This window comes from Sinomonas cyclohexanicum, assembly GCF_020886775.1.
GTDB classification, from domain to species: domain Bacteria; phylum Actinomycetota; class Actinomycetes; order Actinomycetales; family Micrococcaceae; genus Sinomonas; species Sinomonas cyclohexanicum.
Map to the genome: position 1 here is coordinate 1251317 of NZ_AP024525.1, position 17352 is coordinate 1268668.

The window sequence follows — 17352 nt, forward strand, 5'->3', positions numbered from 1 at the left end:
ACGGTCGCCGTCGTGCGCTGATCGGGACAGGCTACTGGGTGAGCTTGCTCAGCGTCGGATCGTTCGCGTAGGCGTCCTTGGCATTGGCCTTCGTGACGACGACCGGCGGGAGCAGGAAGGTCGGGACCGTCTTGACGCCGTTGTTGTAGGACTTGGTGTCGTTGATGTCCGGCGTCTGCCCGGCCTGGAGCTTGCTGACCATGTCGATGGCCTGCTTCACGAGGTTGCGGGTGTCCTTGTTGATGGTCGAGTACTGCTCGCCGGCCATGATCGACTTGACCGACTCGACCTCGGAGTCCTGGCCCGTGACGATCGGAATCGCCTTGCCAGCGCTCTTGACGGACGTGATGATCGCGCGCGCCAGCGTGTCGTTCGGCGAGAGCACGCCGTCGAGCGGGGCGGACGTGTAGTTCGCCGCGAGGATCGTGTCCATGCGCTTCTGCGCGTTCTCGGCCTTCCAGCCCTGGGTCACGGCCTGCTCGAACGTCTTCTGGCCCGAGACGACATGGAGCGTGCCGTCGTCGATCTTCGGCTGCAGGACGCTCATGGCCCCGTCGAAGAACACCTTCGCGTTCGCGTCATCCGGGGAGCCGGCGAACAGCTCGATGTTGTACGGGCCCGAGGCCTTCTTGGCCTTCATGCCGTCCAGGAGCGCCTGGCCCTGGAGCTGGCCGACCTTGAAGTTGTCATACGCGACGTAGTAGTCCACGTCGTTCGTGTTCTCGAGGAGCCGGTCGTAGGCGATGACCGTGGCGCCGGCGTCCTTGGCCTGCTTGAGCTGCGTGCCGAGCTGCTTGCCGTCGATCGCGCCGACGATGATGACCTTGGCGCCCTTGGTGACCATGGTCGAGATCTCGTTCTGCTGCTCCGAGACGCCGCTGTTGGCGAACTGCACGTCCGGCTTGAAGCCAGCGTCCGTGAGACCGCTGTTGAACAGCTGCTCCGCGAGGACCCAGTTCTCCGAGGTCTTCTGCGGGAGCGCGACGCCGATGAGCGAGTTCTTCGCGAACCCGCCGGCGCTGCCGCTCGAGCCTGCGGTGCTGCCCGAGTCCGAGCGACCGCAGCCCGTGAGGGCCAGCGCGGCGATGGCCACGACTGCCGCGGCAGTCTTCGTCTTCGAGCTTGCCTTCCCTGACATGCCGAACCTGCGCATTGTGCCTGCTTTCTTTTCGTGTGATCCGAGTGGGGGAGTCTGGGGCGCGCCGAAGCGCGCGGTGCGAAGCGAGAGGTGTGGGAACGAACGACGGCGAGTGGCCGGCGTCGTGCGTCAGCTCTCCTTGGCGAGGACTTCGCTGGTCTTCGTGGTCTCGTCGGGCTGGAGCGGGGTGCCGGCCTGGCCGGCACCCCGCTCGCCGCCGGCCCCGCGGATGAGGAGGCCGATGATCGAGCGCTTGCCCTGCATCTTGTTGTAGACGTCGAAGGCGACCGCGGCCAGGAGCACGAGGCCCTTGATGATCGCGGTGAGGTCGGCGCCGACGCCGAGCAGCTGCAGGCCGTTGTTGAGCACTGCCATGACGAGGCCTCCGACGATCGAGCCGATCACGGTGCCGACGCCGCCGGTGACCGCCGCGCCGCCGATGAACACGGCCGCGATCGCGTCGAGCTCCCAGCCGGTGCCGTCGAACGGGCCGGACGCCGTGGAGCGGGCCACGAAGACCATGCCGGCCAGCGCCGCGAGGATGGCCATGTTCATCATCACGAGGAAGTTGACCTTCTTGGACTGCACGCCGGAGAGCTCCGCCGCGTGGCGGTTGCCGCCGACCGCGTAGATGTGGCGTCCGATCACGGTCTTGGACGACATGAACCCGTAGATCAGGACGAGCAGGCCGAGGATGATGCCCGGGATGGGGAAGGACGTACCGGTGCGGCCGGTCGCGAACAGGTACGTCGCGTAGAGGATGGCCGCGCAGACGAGCACGAGCTTGGTGACCATGACCCACGTCTCGGGCACCTCCGCGCCGAGGGCCTTGGCCTGGCGGCGCGAGCGGAGCTCGAAGAAGACGACCAGCGCCGCACCGAGGATGCCGAGCAGCAGCGTGAGGTTGTTGTAGCCGGTGTTCGGGCCGATCTCCGGCAGGTAGCCGTTGCCGATCTTCTGGAAGTCGGTGGGCACCGGGACGGTGTTGGACTTGCCGATGTACTGGTTCACGCCGCGGAAGATCAGCATGCCGGCAAGTGTGACGATGAACGCCGGGATGCCCACGTACGCGACCCAGAATCCCTGCCACGCGCCGATGACCGCGCCGATCGCAAGGCCCAGGAGGAAGCCTGCCCACGAGGGCAGCCCCCAGTCCCGCATCGTGATCGCGACGATGATGCCGACCGCCGCGGCGATCGAGCCGACGGAGAGGTCGATGTGCCCGGCGATGATCACGAGGACCATGCCGATCGCGAGGATGAGGATGTACGAGTTGCCGTTGAACAGGTTGATCACGTTGTCCGACGTGAGCGTGAGCCCGCCGGTGAGGATCTGGAAGAGGACGATCAGGGCCACGAGGGCGAAGATCATGCCGAATTGGCGGGTGTTGCCGCCGAAGAGCTTCTTGAGCGCGTCCATGGTGGTCTTTCTGCTTCTCAGGCGGCCTTGCGGGCCTGGGTCATGAGCTTCATGAGGCTCTCCTGGGTGGCCTCTTCCTTGGTGAGGACGCCGGTGATGGCGCCCTCGAAGATCGTGTAGATGCGGTCCGAGAGGCCTAGGAGCTCGGGCAGCTCGGAGGAGATAACGATCACGCCCTTGCCCTGGCTCGCGAGCTTCTGGATGATGCCGTAGATCTCGTACTTCGCCCCGACGTCGATGCCGCGCGTGGGCTCGTCGAGGATCAGCAGCTCCGGGTCGGTGAACATCCACTTGGCGAGGACGACCTTCTGCTGGTTCCCGCCCGAGAGCTTCGCGACGCCCTCGTCGACGCTGGGCGTCTTGGTCCGCAGCGACTTCCGGTACTGCTCGGCGACCTCGTACTCGCGGTTGCGGTCGACGACGAGCCCGCGGGTGATCTTCTTCAGTGCGGCCGAGACGGTGGTCGTCTTGATGTCGTCGAGCAGGTTCAGGCCCAGGGTCTTGCGGTCCTCGGTGACGTAGCCGAGGCCGGCATCGATGGCCTGTGCCACGGTGTGCATCCTGACCTCCTTGCCGTGCATGTAGGTGTGGCCGGAGAGGAACTTGCCGTACGAGTGGCCGAAGATGCTCCGTGCCAGCTCGGTGCGCCCGGCCCCCATGAGCCCCGCGAAGCCCACGATCTCGCCCTGGCGGACGAAGAAGTTCGAGCCCTTGCACACGAGGCGGTCGGTGATCACCGGGTGCTGGACCGTCCAGTCCTTGGCCTCGAACAGGACCTCGCCGATCGTCGGGGTGTGGTCGGGGAAGCGGGACTCGAGTGTCCGCCCGACCATCCCCTTGATGATCCTGTCCTCGTCCACGCCGTCCCGGGCGACGTTGAGCGTCTCGATCGACTTGCCGTCGCGGATGATGGTGATCTCGTCCGCGATCTGCTCGATCTCGTTGAGCTTGTGGGAGATCATGATGCTCGTGACGCCGCGGCCCTTCAGGCCCACGATGAGGTCGAGCAGGTGCTGGGAGTCCGACTCGTTCAGTGCGGCGGTGGGCTCGTCGAGGATGAGCAGCTTCACCGACTTGTTGAGTGCCTTGGCGATCTCCACGAGCTGCTGCTTGCCGACGCCGATCTCCTTGATCGGGGTGTCGGGGTCATCCTTGAGGCCAACCCGGGCGAGGAGCTCGAGGGAACGGCGGCGGGCCTCCTTCCAGTCGATGACGCCGCGCTTGGCCGGCTCGTTGCCCAGGAAGATGTTCTCCATGATGGACAGCTCCGGGATGAGCGCGAGCTCCTGGTGGATGATGACGATGCCCGCGGCCTCGCTCGCGCGGATGTCCTTGAACTCCTGGGTCGCGCCTTGGTAGACGATCTCGCCGGAGTAGGAGCCGTGCGGGTAGACACCAGAGAGCACCTTCATGAGGGTGGACTTGCCTGCGCCGTTCTCGCCGCAGATTGCGTGGATCTCGCCGGCCTTCACCTTCAGGTTCACGTCCGAGAGTGCCTTCACCCCGGGGAACTCCTTGGTGATGGACCGCATCTCGAGGATCACAGGTTCGTTTGACGCCATGCGTCCCTTGCCTCCTGGTTCGAACGTCGTTGTTCGGCGACTCGGATGGGCGCCGTACGAATAGAAAGTAAACAAGGACCTCGGCCTTGCCGTCAAGGCTTTAACGCAAGACGATCAGGCGTGGTGCGATATATCAGCGTTCTGGAACACGAGCGCCGCGGCCCCGAGGACCTCCGCCCGCGCCCCGAGGGCGGACATGGCCACGGTGGTGGTCTCGCCGATCACCGGGACTGCGTGGCGCAGGAGCCCGCGCCGGATCGGTGCGAGGAGCAGTTCCCCGAGGTCGGCCAGCGGGCCGCCGATCACGATCACCTCGGGGTTGATGAGGTTGGCAACGCCGCCCAGCGCCCGCCCCACAGCCAGCCCCGCGTCGTCGAGCACACGCAGGACCGGCGCGGAGCCTGTCAGCGCCCGCCGGACGATCTCGTCCGGCGTCAGGGGAGCGGGCTCCCGGGGGCTCAGGAGCTCTGACATGGTGGTGGTCGAGGCGACCGTCTCGAGGCAGCCCCGGTTGCCGCAGCGGCATACCGGGCCGTGTTCGTCGATGGTCGCGTGGCCGATCTCGCCGGTAACACCCACGTGGCCGTAGAACAGCGCGCCGTTGAGGATCAGGCCCGCCCCGATGCCCGAGCCGATCTTGACGAACATGAGGTTCTCGATGCCGTTGTGCGGTCCCCAGGTGACCTCGCTGAGTGCGCCGAGATTGGCGTCGTTGTCCACGAAGACGGGAAGTCCGAGCCGGTCCTCGAGGCGCGCGAGGATGTGGAATCCGACCCATTCCGGCAGGATGGCGCCCTGGACCACGGTGCCTGTTCGGTGGTCGATCGGGCCCGGGATCCCCGCGCCGACGCCCACGATGTGCTCGCGGCGAGTGCCGGTCTGCTGGAGCAGCCGGTCGAGCACCTCGACCGCTGCGGCGATGCTGACGTCGGCCTGGTGGCCGAGGGGCAGGCTCATGCTCTCCTCGGCAAGCACCTCGTACGCGAGGTTGGCCAGGACGACGCGCAGGTGCCGGCGGCCGAAGTCTATGCCGACGGCAACGGCCGAGTTGCTGTTGAGCCGGACGCTCAGCGCTCGCCTTCCCGAGCTCGTGGTCGGCTCGGTCGCGACCACGTTGGCGTCCTGGAGGACTTTGACGATGTTCGAGACGGTGGCCGTGGAGAGGCCGGTCTGTCGGGATAGCTCGGCCTGGGTGGCCGGCCCCGCCATGAGGGCCTCGACGAGCCGCTGTTCATTGAGCTTGCGCAGCGCGGATTGTGAGCCCGGATTGCCGGCGCCGCTCGTCCTCGAGCGCAGGGTGGAGACCATGATGTACAGCTTCCCCTCAGCGGAGCTTGTCGTCAAGAAATGAACACAAGATGGCTTCATCGCCACCACTCTGCTCGGCTACTAGTCTTGGCGCATGAGCCCTGTCATCGACTTCGGGGGGAGCACCCCGGATATCCATCCCAGCGCGTTCGTGGCCCCGACCGCGTCCATCATTGGCGACGCGCACCTCGCGGAGCACTCGAGCGCGTTCTACGGGGTCTCCGTCCGGGCGGACACCGCCACGATCACTGTCGGTGCCGGCAGCAATCTGCAGGACAACGTGGTCCTCCATGCCGATGCCGGCTTCCCCTGCACCGTGGGCGCCGGAGTATCGGTGGGGCACAACGCCGTCGTGCACGGCTGCACGGTGGGGGACAACGTCCTGGTCGGCATGAGCGCGACCATCATGAACGGCGCCGTGATCGGCTCCGAGTCACTCGTGGCCGCCGGCGCCGTGGTGCTCGAGGGCACTGAGGTGCCGCCGCGGTCCCTTGTGGCGGGGGTCCCGGCGAAGGTGCGACGCGAATTGACGGAGGACGAGGTCAAAGGCCTGTACCGCAACGCCTCGCACTACGTCGACCTGGCCCGGGCCCACCGCCAGGTCAACGGCCACTGACCCCGGCCCGACCTCGGTGCTAGGCGAAGACGACCGTCCGGTGTCCGTCCAGCAGGACCCGGTGCTCGGCGTGCCACTGGACGGCCCGGCACAGCGTGCGCCCCTCGACGTCGCGGCCCAGCCGCACGAGCTGGTCGGCCGTCTTGGAGTGGTCCACCCGGATGACCTCCTGCTCGATGATGGGCCCCTCGTCGAGCGCGGCGGTCACATAGTGCGCGGTGGCGCCAATGATCTTCACGCCGCGTGCGTGCGCCTGGTGGTAGGGCTTGGCGCCCTTGAACGAGGGCAGGAAAGAGTGGTGGATGTTGATGGCCCGGCCCTCGAGGGCGCGGCAGAGGTCGTCGGACAGGACCTGCATGTACCGCGCGAGCACCACGAGCTCCACCTCGTGTTCGGCGACGAGCTCGAGGAGGCGCGCCTCGGCAGCCGCCTTCGTCGCGGCGGTGACGGGGAGGTGCACGAACGGCACGCCGTAGAACTCCGCCATCGGCGCGAGATCGGTGTGGTTCGAGACGACCACCGGGACCTCGATGGGCAGCGTGCCGGTGCGCTGCTGGAACAGGAGGTCGTTGAGCGTGCGGCCGTCCTTGGAGCACATGATGAGCGTGCGGACGGGCCGCCCGCCGTCGAACAGGCCGAGCTTCATCGAGAACGCCTCTGCGACGGGCGCGAGCGTGGCCTCGAGGGCGGAGCGCGGGGACTCGGTCTCGACTTCCACGCGCATGAAGAACGTGCCCGTGTCCGGGCTCTCGTACTGCCGTGACTCGGCGATGTTGCAGCCTGCCTCGAGCAGCGCACCGGAGACGGCGTGCACGATCCCGGGCCGGTCGGGGCAGGAAAGGGTCACGATGAAGGTGTTGCGGTCCACGCGCCCTAGCCTACCGAGCGCCCGGCGCGGCCCTCAGCGCACGACGCCGGCCGCCTCCGCGCGCACGGGCCCCCGCCGCAGTTGCCGGGTCGCGGCAACCGCGGCGGCACGCCCGGCGCGGGTGGCCCCCACGGTCGAGGCCGACGCCCCATAGCCGACCAGGAACAGCCGCGGCTCGCGCACCACGGTGACCCCGTCCCGCCCCATGAGCACCCCGCCGCCGGGCTCGCGGACGTGCAGGGGCGCGAGGTGCCCGAGGGAGGCGCGGAAGCCGGTGGCCCACAGGATCGCGTCCAGCTCGAGCCCCGTGCCGTCGGCCAGGATCGCCCCAGTGGGAGTGATCCGTTCGAGCGGCCCGCGCGAGACGAGCACGCCGGAGTGCATCCCTGCGAGGTACTGCTCGGTGAGAGGCAGGCCCGTCGCGGCCGAGACGGAGAGTGGCGGGAGCCCCGCGCGGGTGCGATCGTTGACCCGGCGCTCGACGTCGACGCCCCAGTCGGCGTCGAACGGGGCCTCGGTCCACTGGGGCGGCCGTCGCGTGGACCAGAACGTGTGGGCACCTGCCGCGTCGAGCTGGAGGAGGAACTGAAGGGCGCTCGTCCCGCCGCCCATCACGAGGATGCGTTTGCCGGCGAACTCCTCGGCGGCGACGAAGTCACGCGTGTGCAGCTGCCGGCCCCGGAACGTCTCGCGCCCCGGATAGTGCGGCCAGTAGGGGCTGTCCCACGTTCCGGTCGCAGAGATCACAGTGTCAGCCGGCCACGAGCGGCCGTCAGCGGCGCGCACGAGGAGCGCGGCGCCGTCGTGCGTCCGCTCCACCGCGGCGACCTTCGCCGGTCGCACGATCGGCAGCGCGAACCTCCGCTCGAACTCGCCGTAGTAGCGGCGCACGACGGCAGACGCGGGCTCGTGCGGGTCCGGAACCTCGAGCGGGAGGCCCGGCAGCGAGTGGAGGTGGTGCGCGGAATCGAACGTGAGGGAGTCCCAGCGGTGGCGCCACGCGCCGCCCGGTCCGCCGTTCGCGTCGAGGACCACGAAGTCCTCCCATGGCGTCAGGCCGCGCTGGGCGAGCCAGTACGCAGCGCTCAGCCCGGCTTGCCCGGCGCCGATGACTAGGGCCTTGAGGACTGCCATCCTGCGACCCCTTTCCTTGACGAGTCAATTACTTCTGCTGGGGGAACGCCGGTACGGCGCGCCTTGTTCCCGTCCGGGGTAGACTGGGCGGGTCGCGACTGGCGTTGGGTGGGTCACCACCGGGGAGCGGCACACATGGGACACCGCGGATCGTACGCCTGGGCCGGGGGCCGAGAAGCCGTGCCTTCATGCTCCGCCATGCTGTTCCGGCGGCAGCCCCGGGGCCGGTAGCCTGACCAGTAGCCCCCGCCAGTGAACCAGGAGACCCCGTGAGCCCCACCACTCCTACCGTGTCCGCCGTCAGCAACCTCCCGCTTCAGGAGGTCGACCCCGAGATCGCAGCCGTGCTCGAGCAGGAGCTCGGCCGCCAGCGCAACACCCTCGAGATGATCGCCTCGGAGAACTTCGCCCCCCGCGCCGTTATGGAGGCACAGGGCTCGGTCCTGACCAACAAGTACGCCGAGGGCTACCCTGGCAAGCGCTACTACGGCGGCTGCGAGTACGTGGACGTCGCCGAGAGCCTCGCGATCGACCGCGTCAAGGCGCTCTTCGGCGCCGAGTTCGCCAACGTCCAGCCGCACTCCGGCGCGCAGGCCAACGCCGCCGCCCTCTCGGCCATGATCAACCCGGGCGACAAGATCCTGGGCCTCTCGCTCGCCCATGGCGGCCACCTCACGCACGGCATGAAGCTCAACTTCTCCGGCAAGCTCTACCAGGTCGCCGCGTACCAGGTCGAGGAGGACTCGTTCCGGGTCGACATGGACAAGCTGCGCCAGCAGGCCCTCGCCGAGCGGCCGCAGGTGATCATCGCCGGCTGGTCCGCCTACCCGCGGCACCTCGACTTCGCGGCGTTCCGCTCCATCGCGGACGAGGTCGGCGCCCTCCTGTGGACCGACATGGCCCACTTCGCCGGGCTCGTGGCCGCGGGCCTCCACCCGAGCCCCGTGCCCCACTCGCACGTCGTGACCTCCACCGTGCACAAGACCCTTGCGGGCCCGCGCTCCGGCGTGATCCTGGCCAAGGAGGAGTTCGGCAAGAAGATCAACTCCAACGTGTTCCCGGGCCAGCAGGGCGGCCCGCTCATGCACGTCATTGCGGCGAAGGCCGTGGCGTTCAAGATCGCCGGGTCCGAGGAGTTCAAGGAGAGGCAGCAGCGGGTCCTCGAGGGCGCCAGGATCATCGCCGAGCGCCTCACCGAGAAGGACGTCGCGGACGCCGGCGTCTCGGTCCTCACCGGCGGCACCGACGTGCACCTCGTGCTCGTGGACCTGCGCAACTCCGCGCTGGACGGCCAGCAGGCCGAGGACCTCCTCCACGAGGTCGGCATCACCGTGAACCGCAACGCGGTTCCCTTCGACCCGCGGCCGCCGATGGTCACCTCGGGCCTGCGCATTGGCACCCCCGCGCTCGCCACGCGCGGCTTCGGCGCGGCTGAGTTCACCGAAGTCGCGGATATCATCGCGACCGCGCTCAAGGGCGGAGCATCCGGTGCGGACCTCGACAGCCTCCGCGCCAGGGTGGACAAGCTGGCCGCAGACTTCCCCCTCTACCCCGGCCACGAGGAGTGGTGAGCGCCCCCATGACGCAGCAGACCTCCCACAAGGCCGTCGTCCTCGACGGCAAGAAGGCCTCGGCGGACATCAAGGCCGAGCTGGCCGAGCGGATCGCTGCGCTCAAGGCCCAGGGCGTGACGCCGGGGATCGCCACGGTGCTCGTCGGGGCGGATCCGGCCTCGCAGCTGTACGTGGGCATGAAGCACAAGCAGTCCAAGGCGATCGGGATGAACTCGATCCAGAAGGAGCTGCCGGCCGATTCCACGCAGGAGCAGGTCGAGGCCCTCATCGACGAGCTCAATGCGGACCCGTCCTGCCACGGGTACATCGTCCAGCTGCCGCTGCCCAAGCACATCGATACCGACGCGGTGCTCGAGCGGATCGACCCGGCGAAGGATGCGGACGGGCTCCACCCGACCAACCTCGGCCGCCTGGTGCTCAACGTCAACGGCAAGATCGACACGCCGCTGCCCTGCACCCCCCGCGGGGTCATCGAGCTCCTGCTGCGCAACGACTACGACCTCAAAGGCAAGCACGTCGTCGTGGTGGGCCGCGGGGTGACGATCGGGCGGCCGATGCCGCTCCTGCTCACGCGCCGCGAGATCAACGCGACGGTGACGATCGTCCACACCGGCACGCAGGACATGGGCCAGTACCTGCGCCAGGCGGACGTGATCGTCTCCGGTGCGGGCGTGAAGCACATCGTCAGGCCCGAGGACGTCAAGCCGGGTGCGGCCGTCCTGGACGTGGGTGTGACCCGCGAGAACGACCCCGCGACGGGCAAGTCCACGGTGTATGGAGATGTCCACCCCGGGGTCGCGGACGTGGCCGGCTATATGTCCCCGAACCCGGGCGGCGTGGGCCCCATGACCGTGGCTCTGCTCATGACCAACGTGGTCGAGGCCGCGGAGCGGGCCGCCGGCCTCGCCTGACCCCCGTCTGGGAGTCACCTCCTGGGAGTCACCTCCTGGGAGTCACCTCCTGTGGGTCGGACTCTGAAGGTCACGTTCCGGAGGTCACGTCCCGTGGGTGTTGACCCTCGGGACGTGACCCTCAGGAGGTGACTTCCAGCATGGGGTTCGTGGGCGCGTACTCCCGCCGGAGTAGGCGGCGGCTGCGGGTGTGCCGCACCCGGACGACGACGCGGGGCGGGCCGCGCGCGTAGGCTCGCCTCATGCGTGGGTCGCCTGAGGTGTGGACGCGCCCCGGGTGGGCGGTGCGCCCCAGATGGGCTGGGCGCCGACCGCCGTGGCCCCTCCGAGTCGCGGCCGTCGTCTTCCTCGCCCTGATCCAGGTTCTCGGCACGCACGGCGCGGCGTTCCGCCAGCCCGAGGCGCGCCCCCTCGACGCCCTCGCTGCGACACTCCTCGTCGCCGGGCCCGCGCTCCTGCTCGCGGTTCCCCGCAGGCCCGGGCCGGCGGCGGCCGCGGTCGTGGGCGTCACCCTCGTGTACTTCGCGCTCGGCTACCCGTGGGGTCCCGTGCTCGCCTCGCCCGTGTTCGCGCTCGTGGTCGCTACGGCGGCGGGCGCGCGCCGCTGGGGCTGGGGCGCGGGCGGTGCGATGGCCGTCGCGGCCGCGGTCTGGGCTCTGCCCGGCGGGGACTGGCTCAGGGCGGGGGCGGTGGCGGCCTGGATCGCCGTCGTGCTCCTGATCGGCGAGGGGCTCCGCGTGCGTCGGGAGCGCATCGCCGCGCGCCGTCGCGAATGGGAGTCACACCGCCGCGAGGTGCGGGACCAGGAACGCCTCGAACTCGCCCGCGACATCCACGACATCGTGGCCCACTCACTCTCCCTCATCAACGTCCGCGCGAGCGTGGCCCTGCACCTGGCCGAGAGGAAGCCCGAGGAACTCGTGCCCGCGCTCGAGGCCATCAAGCATGCGAGCCACGAGGCCCTGGGCGAGGTGCGCGAGCTCCTCGGCGTCCTCCGCCAGGATGCCCCCGTCACCCCCGAGGACCCGCTCGGCCGCATCCCGGGGCTCATCGAGGATGCGCGGGGGACCGGGCTCGCCGTGGCCCTCGACGCACGGCTCGACCCGCCGCCGTCGCCCGCCATCCAGCGGGTGGTTCACCGAGTGGTCCAGGAGGCGCTCACCAACGCGGTGCGCCACGCGGGCGCCCGCCGCGTCGAGGTGAGGATCGCGCGCGAGGGCGGCCGCGTTGTCGTGGACGTGCACGACGACGGCTCCGGGCTCCGCGGGTCCGCCCCCGGGGCGGGGCTCACCGGCATGCGCGAACGCGTCGAATCGCTCGGAGGGACGCTCGCCCTCACGGACGACGGCGGGCTGCGGGTGCGGGCGGAACTGCCGGAGGGACAGGACGGGGCCGCCCGGTGATCCGCATCCTCGTGGTCGACGACCAGGCCCTCATCCGTGCCGGCTTCCGCGCGCTCCTCGACGCCGAGCCGGACATGGAGGTTGTGGGCGAGGCCGGGACCGGAGCGGAAGCGGTGGCCCTGGCGGCGAGGCTCGCGCCCGACGTCGTGCTCATGGACATCCGGATGCCCGGTGGCGACGGCCTCGAGGCCACCCAGACGATCCTGTCCGCTCACCCGGAGGGACTGAGGGTGGTCATCCTCACCACGTTCGAGCTTGACGAGTACGTCACCGGCGCGATCCGCGCTGGAGCGAGCGGCTTCCTCGTCAAGGACACGGAGCCGGCGGACCTCCTCCGGGCCGTGCGTGCCGTGCACGACGGCGACGCGATGCTGTCGCCGTCCGTCACCCGCCGGCTGCTCGCTCGGCTCGCGGCCGAGAAGGGGCCCGCGGGGGCGCCGTCGCCGACGGCCGACGGCGGGCTGCTCACCGAACGGGAGCGCGAGGTCCTCGCGCTCGTCGGGCAGGGTCTGAACAACGCGGAGATCGCGGCGCGGCTGTTCATCACGCCGCTCACGGCGAAGACCCACGTCTCGCGGGCCATGACCAAGCTCGGGCTACGCGACCGGGCCCAGCTGGTGGTGCTCGCGTACGAGTCCGGGCTCGTGCGGCCGGGCTGGCTCGGCTGAGCCTGCTCCGAGCGGAGTAGCCGGCCCCGGGCAAGTGACTCCCGGGGGCCGACGCGGGAGCAGTGCCAGCTGGGAAGACTGGAATCAGCGGCTGAAGGCCAGCCGACGCAGTCCCGAGGAGATCGCCATGCTCACCGTACTCGACGCCACAACCGCCGCAGACCCGACCATCCACTGGGCTGGGCCCTGGTTCCCGTGGTTCCTCATCTTCCCGTTGTTCTGGATCCTCGCCCTGGCCCTCTTCTTCGCCGTGGGCCGCCGCTTCTGGTGGGGCCGGCGCGGGCAGGGGGCGGACACGGGCCGCTTCGGCCCCGGCCGTGGATACTCGGGGGCGGTCCCGAACGGCCCGGCGGCCGCGGAGGAGATCCTCCGTGAGCGCTACGCCCGCGGGGACATCGATGAGACCGAGTACCGCCAGCGGCTCGAGGTCCTCCGCGGCGCCGAGCCGGGACCTTACTACCAGGCCTGAAGTGCCACCGGCTGCCCCGCTGACCTGGGGGTCAGCTTCCGGGAGTCATCTCCGAGGGGCCAGCTCTTGAGAGTCAGGCACGAGAGAAAGCAGTCAGGTCCCGAGGGTCGCGCGAGGTGACTCTCAGGACCTGACTCCCAGGAGGTGACTCCCAGACGGGCGCGGGGCTAGGCCTGGGCGGCCGCCGCCTCCGAGGTGCGGTTCTGGGCGAACATCGTGGCGCCGCTGGCCTGCTCGGCCTCGTGGTCCGGGCCGAGCGGAATGCCGGGGCGGTCGCGCAGCATCAGGACGGCGGCGATGGACACGAGGGTCGCAATCAGCAGGTAGACCGAGATCGAGACCGTAGAGCCGGTGGCCTGCAGGAGGGCCTGGGCGATGGTCGGTGCGAATGCGCCGCCGAGGATCGCGCCGATGGCGTAGGAGATCGACACGCCGGAGAAGCGGACGGAGGCTGGGAAGATCTCCGAGTACCACGCGGCCTGGGGGCCGTAGGTCAGGCCGAGGCCGACCGAGAAGAGCACGAGGCCCGTGTAGAGCCCGGCTACCGTTCCCTGGTTCACGAAGAAGAACACGACGAACACCATGATCAGCTGGATGGAGAAGCCGATGAGGTACGTGTTCCGCCGGCCGATCCTGTCTGCCAGGTAGCCGGCGGTGAGGGTCGAGAAGAACCACACCGCCGCAGCGACGGTCACGGCCAGGAGCACCGTGGTGGGATCCATCTTGAGCTTGCCGGTCGCGTAGCCCTGGAGGAAGCCGCCGGTGGTCATGTAGCCTGCCGCGTTGTTGCCCACGAAGACGAGGGCGGCGAGGATCACGAGGTGCCAGTGCTTGCGGAAAAGGGCGACGATCGGGACCTTGGTCTGCTGGCCGCGCTCGGCGATCTCGGCGAACACGGGGCTCTCCTCGACGGAGCGGCGCACCATGTAGCCGACTCCGATGAGCACGACGCTGAGCAGGAACGGCACCCGCCAGCCCCAGTCGAGGAACGCCTGGCCGGGGGAGACGAGGCCGGTCATGATGGCCATGACGCCCGAGGCGAGGAGCATGCCCAGGGGCACACCGAGCTGCGGGAACGCGCCGGCCCGGCCGCGGCGGTCCGCCGGGGCGTGCTCGACCGCCATGAGGACCGCGCCGCCCCACTCGCCGCCGGCCGAGACGCCCTGGAGGATGCGGAGCAGGAGAAGGAGGATCGGGGCGGCGATGCCGACCTGGGCGAATGTGGGCAGGACACCGATGAGCGTCGTGGCCGCGCCCATGAGGATGAGCGTGATGACGAGCATGGCCCTGCGCCCGATCACGTCGCCGAAGTGCCCGGCGAGGAATGCGCCGAGCGGGCGGAACAGGAACGAGATGCCGACCGTGGCGAAGGAGAGGAGGAGGCCGATGTCCTCGCCGGCCGGCTTGAAGAACAGCTGGGCGAAGACGAGCCCGGCGCCCGTAGCGTAGATGAAGAAGTCGTACCACTCGATCGTGGTACCGATGATCGTCGCGAAGGCGACGCGTCGCTGCGTCGACGCGTTGGCGGCGCTGGATGAGGTCATTGCCTGTCCTTGAGGGGTGCTGGGTGGAGCGGTGACTCTATGGTGAGCCACAGCACTTCCACATGTAAACATCAGAGATATGCGAATAAAGTTCTGTTGTACTTAAGAAGCTGATCCTTGACTCCTGCGGTCCTTCTCTGTGAGGTGGTGACGATGGCGGATGTGACGCTCAGGCAGCTCGAGCTGTTCGCTGCCCTGCCGGACTTCGAGACGCTCAGTGCGGCCGCGGTCCACCTCCACATCTCGGAGTCCGCGCTCTCCCAGGCCATCACGGGGCTCGAGAGGAGCGTGGGGGAGCAGCTGTGCGTACGCCGCAAGGCGCGGGGCCTGGCGCTGACGCCCGCGGGCCAGCACTTCGCGGTGCAGGCGCGCCGGATCCTCTCGGACACGCGGGAGCTCGTCCTGGACGCGCGCCGGGGCGAGGAGCTGCGCGGCCCCGTGAAGCTGGGCTGCTTCGCCAGCTTCGCCACGAGCGTGGTGCCCGAGCTCCTCGAGGGCTTCCCGCGGCGGCATCCGGGAGTGGACCTCGAGATCACGGTGGGCACGAACGACGACCTGCTCCCCGCGCTCGAGTCCGGCCGCCTCGACGTGGCGATCATGTACGACATGTTCCTGCCGGTCGGGTACAGCCGCCGCGAGATCTATGCGACCGAGCTCGAGGCCCACCTGCATCCGGACCACCCGCTCGCGGCCCGCAGCACCGTGGACCTTGCCGACCTCGCCGACGAGCCTCTCATCCACTACGAGGCGAGCCCGAGCACGCTCAACACGGTCGAGGCGTTCGCCGCGCGCGGGCTCGAGCCCAGGATCGCGGCCCGGGTCCCGCAGATCATCCTCGTCGAGGCGCTCGTGGGCCGCGGCGTGGGGTACGGCCTGCTCATGTCCCGCCCCAACGTGCTCCCGGTGAGCCTCGAGGGCCGGCCCGTTGCGGTGCGCCGCCTCGATCCGCCTGCGACTCGTGCCCACGTCGTGGGCATCTGGCCCGAGGACATGGCCCTCACGCCGCGCGCCGCCGCCCTCCTGGACTACGCGGTCGAGAAGCTCGGCTGCTACGGGCGCGCAGCGCAGGACGCAGAGCGCAGCAGGGAGACGCACGACGGCGCTGGGCCGGCTCCCGCGGGCGGGCGGACTCATGCGGTGACCGGCACCGCCCGCGAGTAGGCCTTCACGTCGAAGGACGGGTCGGCCAGGTCCTCGGGCGAGAGCGGCCTGCCGGCGCCGAGGATCCGGCGCGCGGCCATGTGGTCCGCGGGGCTGTTGACGCTCTCGACGGCGAGCAGCGCCGCGCCCTCGTGCGCGCCGTCGAACGAGAAGACCGAGAACTTCCCCGACCCCTGGTCGCCGCGGACCACGCAGTGCGCGCCCGGGCGTCGGAGGCCGGCGATCTGGACCTTCGTGGGTCCCTGATGGCTCCAGAACCACGGCAGCTCCCGGTACTCGCCGGGATCCTCGCCGAGCAGCGCGGAGGCGAGGTGCCGCGCGTGGTCGGTCGCGTTCTGCACGGACTCGAGCCGGATGGTCCGGCCCGCGTGCGTGCTCGGGAAGCTCGCGCAGTCGCCGATGGCGAAGATGTGGGGGTCCGAGGTGCGCAGGGCGCCGTCGACCGTCACCCCGCCGGTCTCCGCGTCCACGGCGAGTCCCGCTGCCGCCGCGAGCGCGGTGGCGGGGGAGACGCCGACGCCCACCACCACGACGTCCGCGGGAAGCTCGCGGCCGTCGGTGGTCACCACAGCGGTCACCCGGCCGTGCTCGCCGCGGAGGGCGGCGACGCCCGTGCCGAGCTCGAGCCGCAGGCCGTCGAGCGTGTGCCTCCGGGCGAGGAACGCCGAGACGGCCGGGGACACGGAGCGGCGCAGGGGCCGGTCAGTGGGGGCCACGACCGTGACGTCCACACCCAGTGTCCGCGCGCCGGCCGCGAACTCGAGCCCGACGAACCCGGCGCCGACCACTACGGCGTGCCGTGCGCCGTCGAGCGCCGCCCTCGCGGCCCGCGCATCGGCGAGGGTGCGCAGGGACACGACGCCGCCGAGGTCTTCGCCCTCCACGCCGAGCGAGCGGTTGTCCGCACCGGTGGCCAGTACGAGCGCCGTATAGCCGATCCGCTCGCCCGTGCTGGTGACGATCTCTTGCGCGGCCCGGTCGACCTCGGCGGCGGAGACGCCCCAGAGGGCGCGGATGCCGGAGTCCTCGAAGAACCGCTCGCCGCGCAGCGGGAGGGGCTGGGCGTCGTCGGCCGCCGAGATGAAGTCCTTCGAGAGCGGCGGGCGCTGGTACGGCAGCTCGGACTCGCGCGAGAGGAGTGTGATGGGGCCGGGGAATCCGCCGGTGCGGAGCGAGTCGACGAGCTGGACGCCGGCGTGTCCCGCGCCCACGACCACGACGTGGTCCGATTCCGTCAGCACGTCACACCTGCCCGTTCGGGACGTCGACCACGAGCGCGTCGCTGCCGCCGCACGTGATCTGGCAGCCGAGGCGGCTGCGCGTCCCGTCGCGCGGGCTGGCGGTGCAGTCCAGCATTTCGTCCTCGTCCTCGCTGATCTCGGGGAGGCCGTCGAGGTACTCCGGGCGGACCAGGACGTGGCATGTGGCGCACATGGCCTGGCCGCCGCACTCGCCGACGATACCCGGGACGCCCGCCGTCACGGCGGCGCGCATGACTGAGGTGGTGGGATCGACGGTCAGCACGGTCTCGGCGCCGCTGGGCTGGACGTAGGTGATGGTGGGCATGGGGTCTTCCT

General features: G+C 70.0%; 16 protein-coding genes and 1 riboswitch. Of the genes, 7 read left to right on the forward strand and 9 right to left on the reverse strand.

The features are described 5' to 3' along the window. Positions 1-31 precede the first annotated feature (31 nt). The 4 genes from SCMU_RS05855 to SCMU_RS05870 all read right to left on the reverse strand — a co-directional run bounded on the left by SCMU_RS05855 (position 32) and on the right by SCMU_RS05870 (position 5427). Positions 32-1153 carry a substrate-binding domain-containing protein gene (locus SCMU_RS05855; RefSeq protein WP_443020221.1) on the reverse strand — a complete coding sequence of 374 codons (1122 nt, stop codon included), beginning with the start codon at positions 1151-1153 and terminating at the stop codon, positions 32-34. A 114-nt stretch (positions 1154-1267) separates the two neighbouring features. Continuing rightward, on the reverse strand, positions 1268-2557 hold the full coding sequence (mmsB, locus tag SCMU_RS05860; RefSeq protein ID WP_229232095.1) for a multiple monosaccharide ABC transporter permease: 1290 nt from the start codon (positions 2555-2557) through the stop codon (positions 1268-1270). Between the two features lie 17 nt (positions 2558-2574). Next, positions 2575-4119 carry a multiple monosaccharide ABC transporter ATP-binding protein gene (gene mmsA, locus SCMU_RS05865; RefSeq protein WP_229232096.1) on the reverse strand — a complete coding sequence of 515 codons (1545 nt, stop codon included), beginning with the start codon at positions 4117-4119 and terminating at the stop codon, positions 2575-2577. Positions 4120-4233: 114 nt separating this feature from the next. Next, positions 4234-5427, reverse strand: a complete 1194-nt coding sequence (locus SCMU_RS05870; RefSeq protein ID WP_229232097.1) for an ROK family transcriptional regulator — start codon at positions 5425-5427, stop codon at positions 4234-4236. 94 nt (positions 5428-5521) lie between these two features. Between SCMU_RS05870 and SCMU_RS05875 the strand changes: the two genes are divergently transcribed. Further along, a complete protein-coding gene (locus SCMU_RS05875) occupies positions 5522-6043 on the forward strand; it encodes a gamma carbonic anhydrase family protein (protein WP_229232098.1) in 522 nt (173 codons plus the stop codon). A gap of 19 nt (positions 6044-6062) precedes the next feature. Here SCMU_RS05875 and purU read toward each other — a convergent pair whose 3' ends face one another. Together purU and SCMU_RS05885 are read right to left on the reverse strand one after the other, a co-directional pair. Beyond that, positions 6063-6911, reverse strand: coding sequence for a formyltetrahydrofolate deformylase (gene purU / locus SCMU_RS05880; RefSeq protein WP_229232099.1), 849 nt, complete (start codon positions 6909-6911; stop codon positions 6063-6065). 33 nt (positions 6912-6944) lie between these two features. After that, positions 6945-8045, reverse strand: coding sequence for an NAD(P)-binding domain-containing protein (locus SCMU_RS05885; protein ID WP_229232100.1), 1101 nt, complete (start codon positions 8043-8045; stop codon positions 6945-6947). An 84-nt stretch (positions 8046-8129) separates the two neighbouring features. Continuing rightward, a riboswitch (ZMP/ZTP riboswitch) is annotated at positions 8130-8216 on the forward strand. A gap of 98 nt (positions 8217-8314) precedes the next feature. Here SCMU_RS05885 and glyA point away from each other — a divergent pair. The 5 genes from glyA to SCMU_RS05910 all read left to right on the forward strand — a co-directional run bounded on the left by glyA (position 8315) and on the right by SCMU_RS05910 (position 13070). Then, the gene (gene glyA, locus SCMU_RS05890) at positions 8315-9616 is read left to right on the forward strand and encodes a serine hydroxymethyltransferase (RefSeq protein WP_443020222.1); all 1302 of its coding nucleotides are present in this window, start codon (positions 8315-8317) and stop codon (positions 9614-9616) included. 8 nt (positions 9617-9624) lie between these two features. After that, positions 9625-10530 (forward strand): bifunctional methylenetetrahydrofolate dehydrogenase/methenyltetrahydrofolate cyclohydrolase, encoded by a 906-nt coding sequence (locus SCMU_RS05895; protein WP_229232101.1) that lies wholly within the window; start codon positions 9625-9627, stop codon positions 10528-10530. A 242-nt stretch (positions 10531-10772) separates the two neighbouring features. After that, complete coding sequence (locus SCMU_RS05900; RefSeq protein ID WP_229232102.1) at positions 10773-11933, forward strand: sensor histidine kinase; 1161 nt, start codon at positions 10773-10775, stop codon at positions 11931-11933. Next, positions 11930-12601, forward strand: coding sequence for a response regulator (locus tag SCMU_RS05905; RefSeq protein ID WP_229232103.1), 672 nt, complete (start codon positions 11930-11932; stop codon positions 12599-12601). Before SCMU_RS05900 ends, SCMU_RS05905 begins: the two co-directional genes overlap by 4 nt. Before the next feature lie 127 nt (positions 12602-12728). Next, complete coding sequence (locus tag SCMU_RS05910) at positions 12729-13070, forward strand: SHOCT domain-containing protein (RefSeq protein ID WP_229232104.1); 342 nt, start codon at positions 12729-12731, stop codon at positions 13068-13070. 167 nt (positions 13071-13237) lie between these two features. On the opposite strand, the gene SCMU_RS05915 is transcribed toward SCMU_RS05910, so the two are convergent. Next, complete coding sequence (locus SCMU_RS05915; protein WP_229232105.1) at positions 13238-14614, reverse strand: MFS transporter; 1377 nt, start codon at positions 14612-14614, stop codon at positions 13238-13240. Positions 14615-14767: 153 nt separating this feature from the next. On the opposite strand from SCMU_RS05915, the gene SCMU_RS05920 reads away from it, so the two are divergent. After that, the gene (locus SCMU_RS05920; RefSeq protein ID WP_443020223.1) at positions 14768-15775 is read left to right on the forward strand and encodes a LysR substrate-binding domain-containing protein; all 1008 of its coding nucleotides are present in this window, start codon (positions 14768-14770) and stop codon (positions 15773-15775) included. Here the strand turns inward: SCMU_RS05920 and SCMU_RS05925 are convergent. Together SCMU_RS05925 and SCMU_RS05930 are read right to left on the reverse strand one after the other, a co-directional pair. Then, positions 15745-17016: an NAD(P)/FAD-dependent oxidoreductase gene (locus SCMU_RS05925; RefSeq protein WP_229232107.1), complete on the reverse strand. Its 1272-nt coding sequence runs from the start codon at positions 17014-17016 to the stop codon at positions 15745-15747. The genes SCMU_RS05920 and SCMU_RS05925 overlap by 31 nt on opposite strands. 1 nt (position 17017) lies before the next feature. Next, positions 17018-17341 carry a 2Fe-2S iron-sulfur cluster-binding protein gene (locus SCMU_RS05930; protein WP_229232108.1) on the reverse strand — a complete coding sequence of 108 codons (324 nt, stop codon included), beginning with the start codon at positions 17339-17341 and terminating at the stop codon, positions 17018-17020. Between the last annotated feature and the right edge of the window lie 11 nt (positions 17342-17352).

Excerpts from the sequence above, each read along its gene's own strand:
- SCMU_RS05855 (WP_443020221.1), bottom strand. The coding sequence starts at position 1,153 with ATGCGCAGGTTCGGCATGTCAGGGAAGGCAAGCTCGAAGACGAAGACT.
- mmsB (WP_229232095.1), bottom strand. The coding sequence starts at position 2,557 with ATGGACGCGCTCAAGAAGCTCTTCGGCGGCAACACCCGCCAATTCGGC.
- mmsA (WP_229232096.1), bottom strand. The coding sequence starts at position 4,119 with ATGGCGTCAAACGAACCTGTGATCCTCGAGATGCGGTCCATCACCAAG.
- SCMU_RS05870 (WP_229232097.1), bottom strand. The coding sequence starts at position 5,427 with ATGGTCTCCACCCTGCGCTCGAGGACGAGCGGCGCCGGCAATCCGGGC.
- SCMU_RS05875 (WP_229232098.1), top strand. The coding sequence starts at position 5,522 with ATGAGCCCTGTCATCGACTTCGGGGGGAGCACCCCGGATATCCATCCC.
- SCMU_RS05885 (WP_229232100.1), bottom strand. The coding sequence starts at position 8,045 with ATGGCAGTCCTCAAGGCCCTAGTCATCGGCGCCGGGCAAGCCGGGCTG.
- SCMU_RS05895 (WP_229232101.1), top strand. The coding sequence starts at position 9,625 with ATGACGCAGCAGACCTCCCACAAGGCCGTCGTCCTCGACGGCAAGAAG.
- SCMU_RS05900 (WP_229232102.1), top strand. The coding sequence starts at position 10,773 with ATGCGTGGGTCGCCTGAGGTGTGGACGCGCCCCGGGTGGGCGGTGCGC.
- SCMU_RS05910 (WP_229232104.1), top strand. The coding sequence starts at position 12,729 with ATGCTCACCGTACTCGACGCCACAACCGCCGCAGACCCGACCATCCAC.
- SCMU_RS05915 (WP_229232105.1), bottom strand. The coding sequence starts at position 14,614 with ATGACCTCATCCAGCGCCGCCAACGCGTCGACGCAGCGACGCGTCGCC.
- SCMU_RS05920 (WP_443020223.1), top strand. The coding sequence starts at position 14,768 with ATGGCGGATGTGACGCTCAGGCAGCTCGAGCTGTTCGCTGCCCTGCCG.
- SCMU_RS05930 (WP_229232108.1), bottom strand. The coding sequence starts at position 17,341 with ATGCCCACCATCACCTACGTCCAGCCCAGCGGCGCCGAGACCGTGCTG.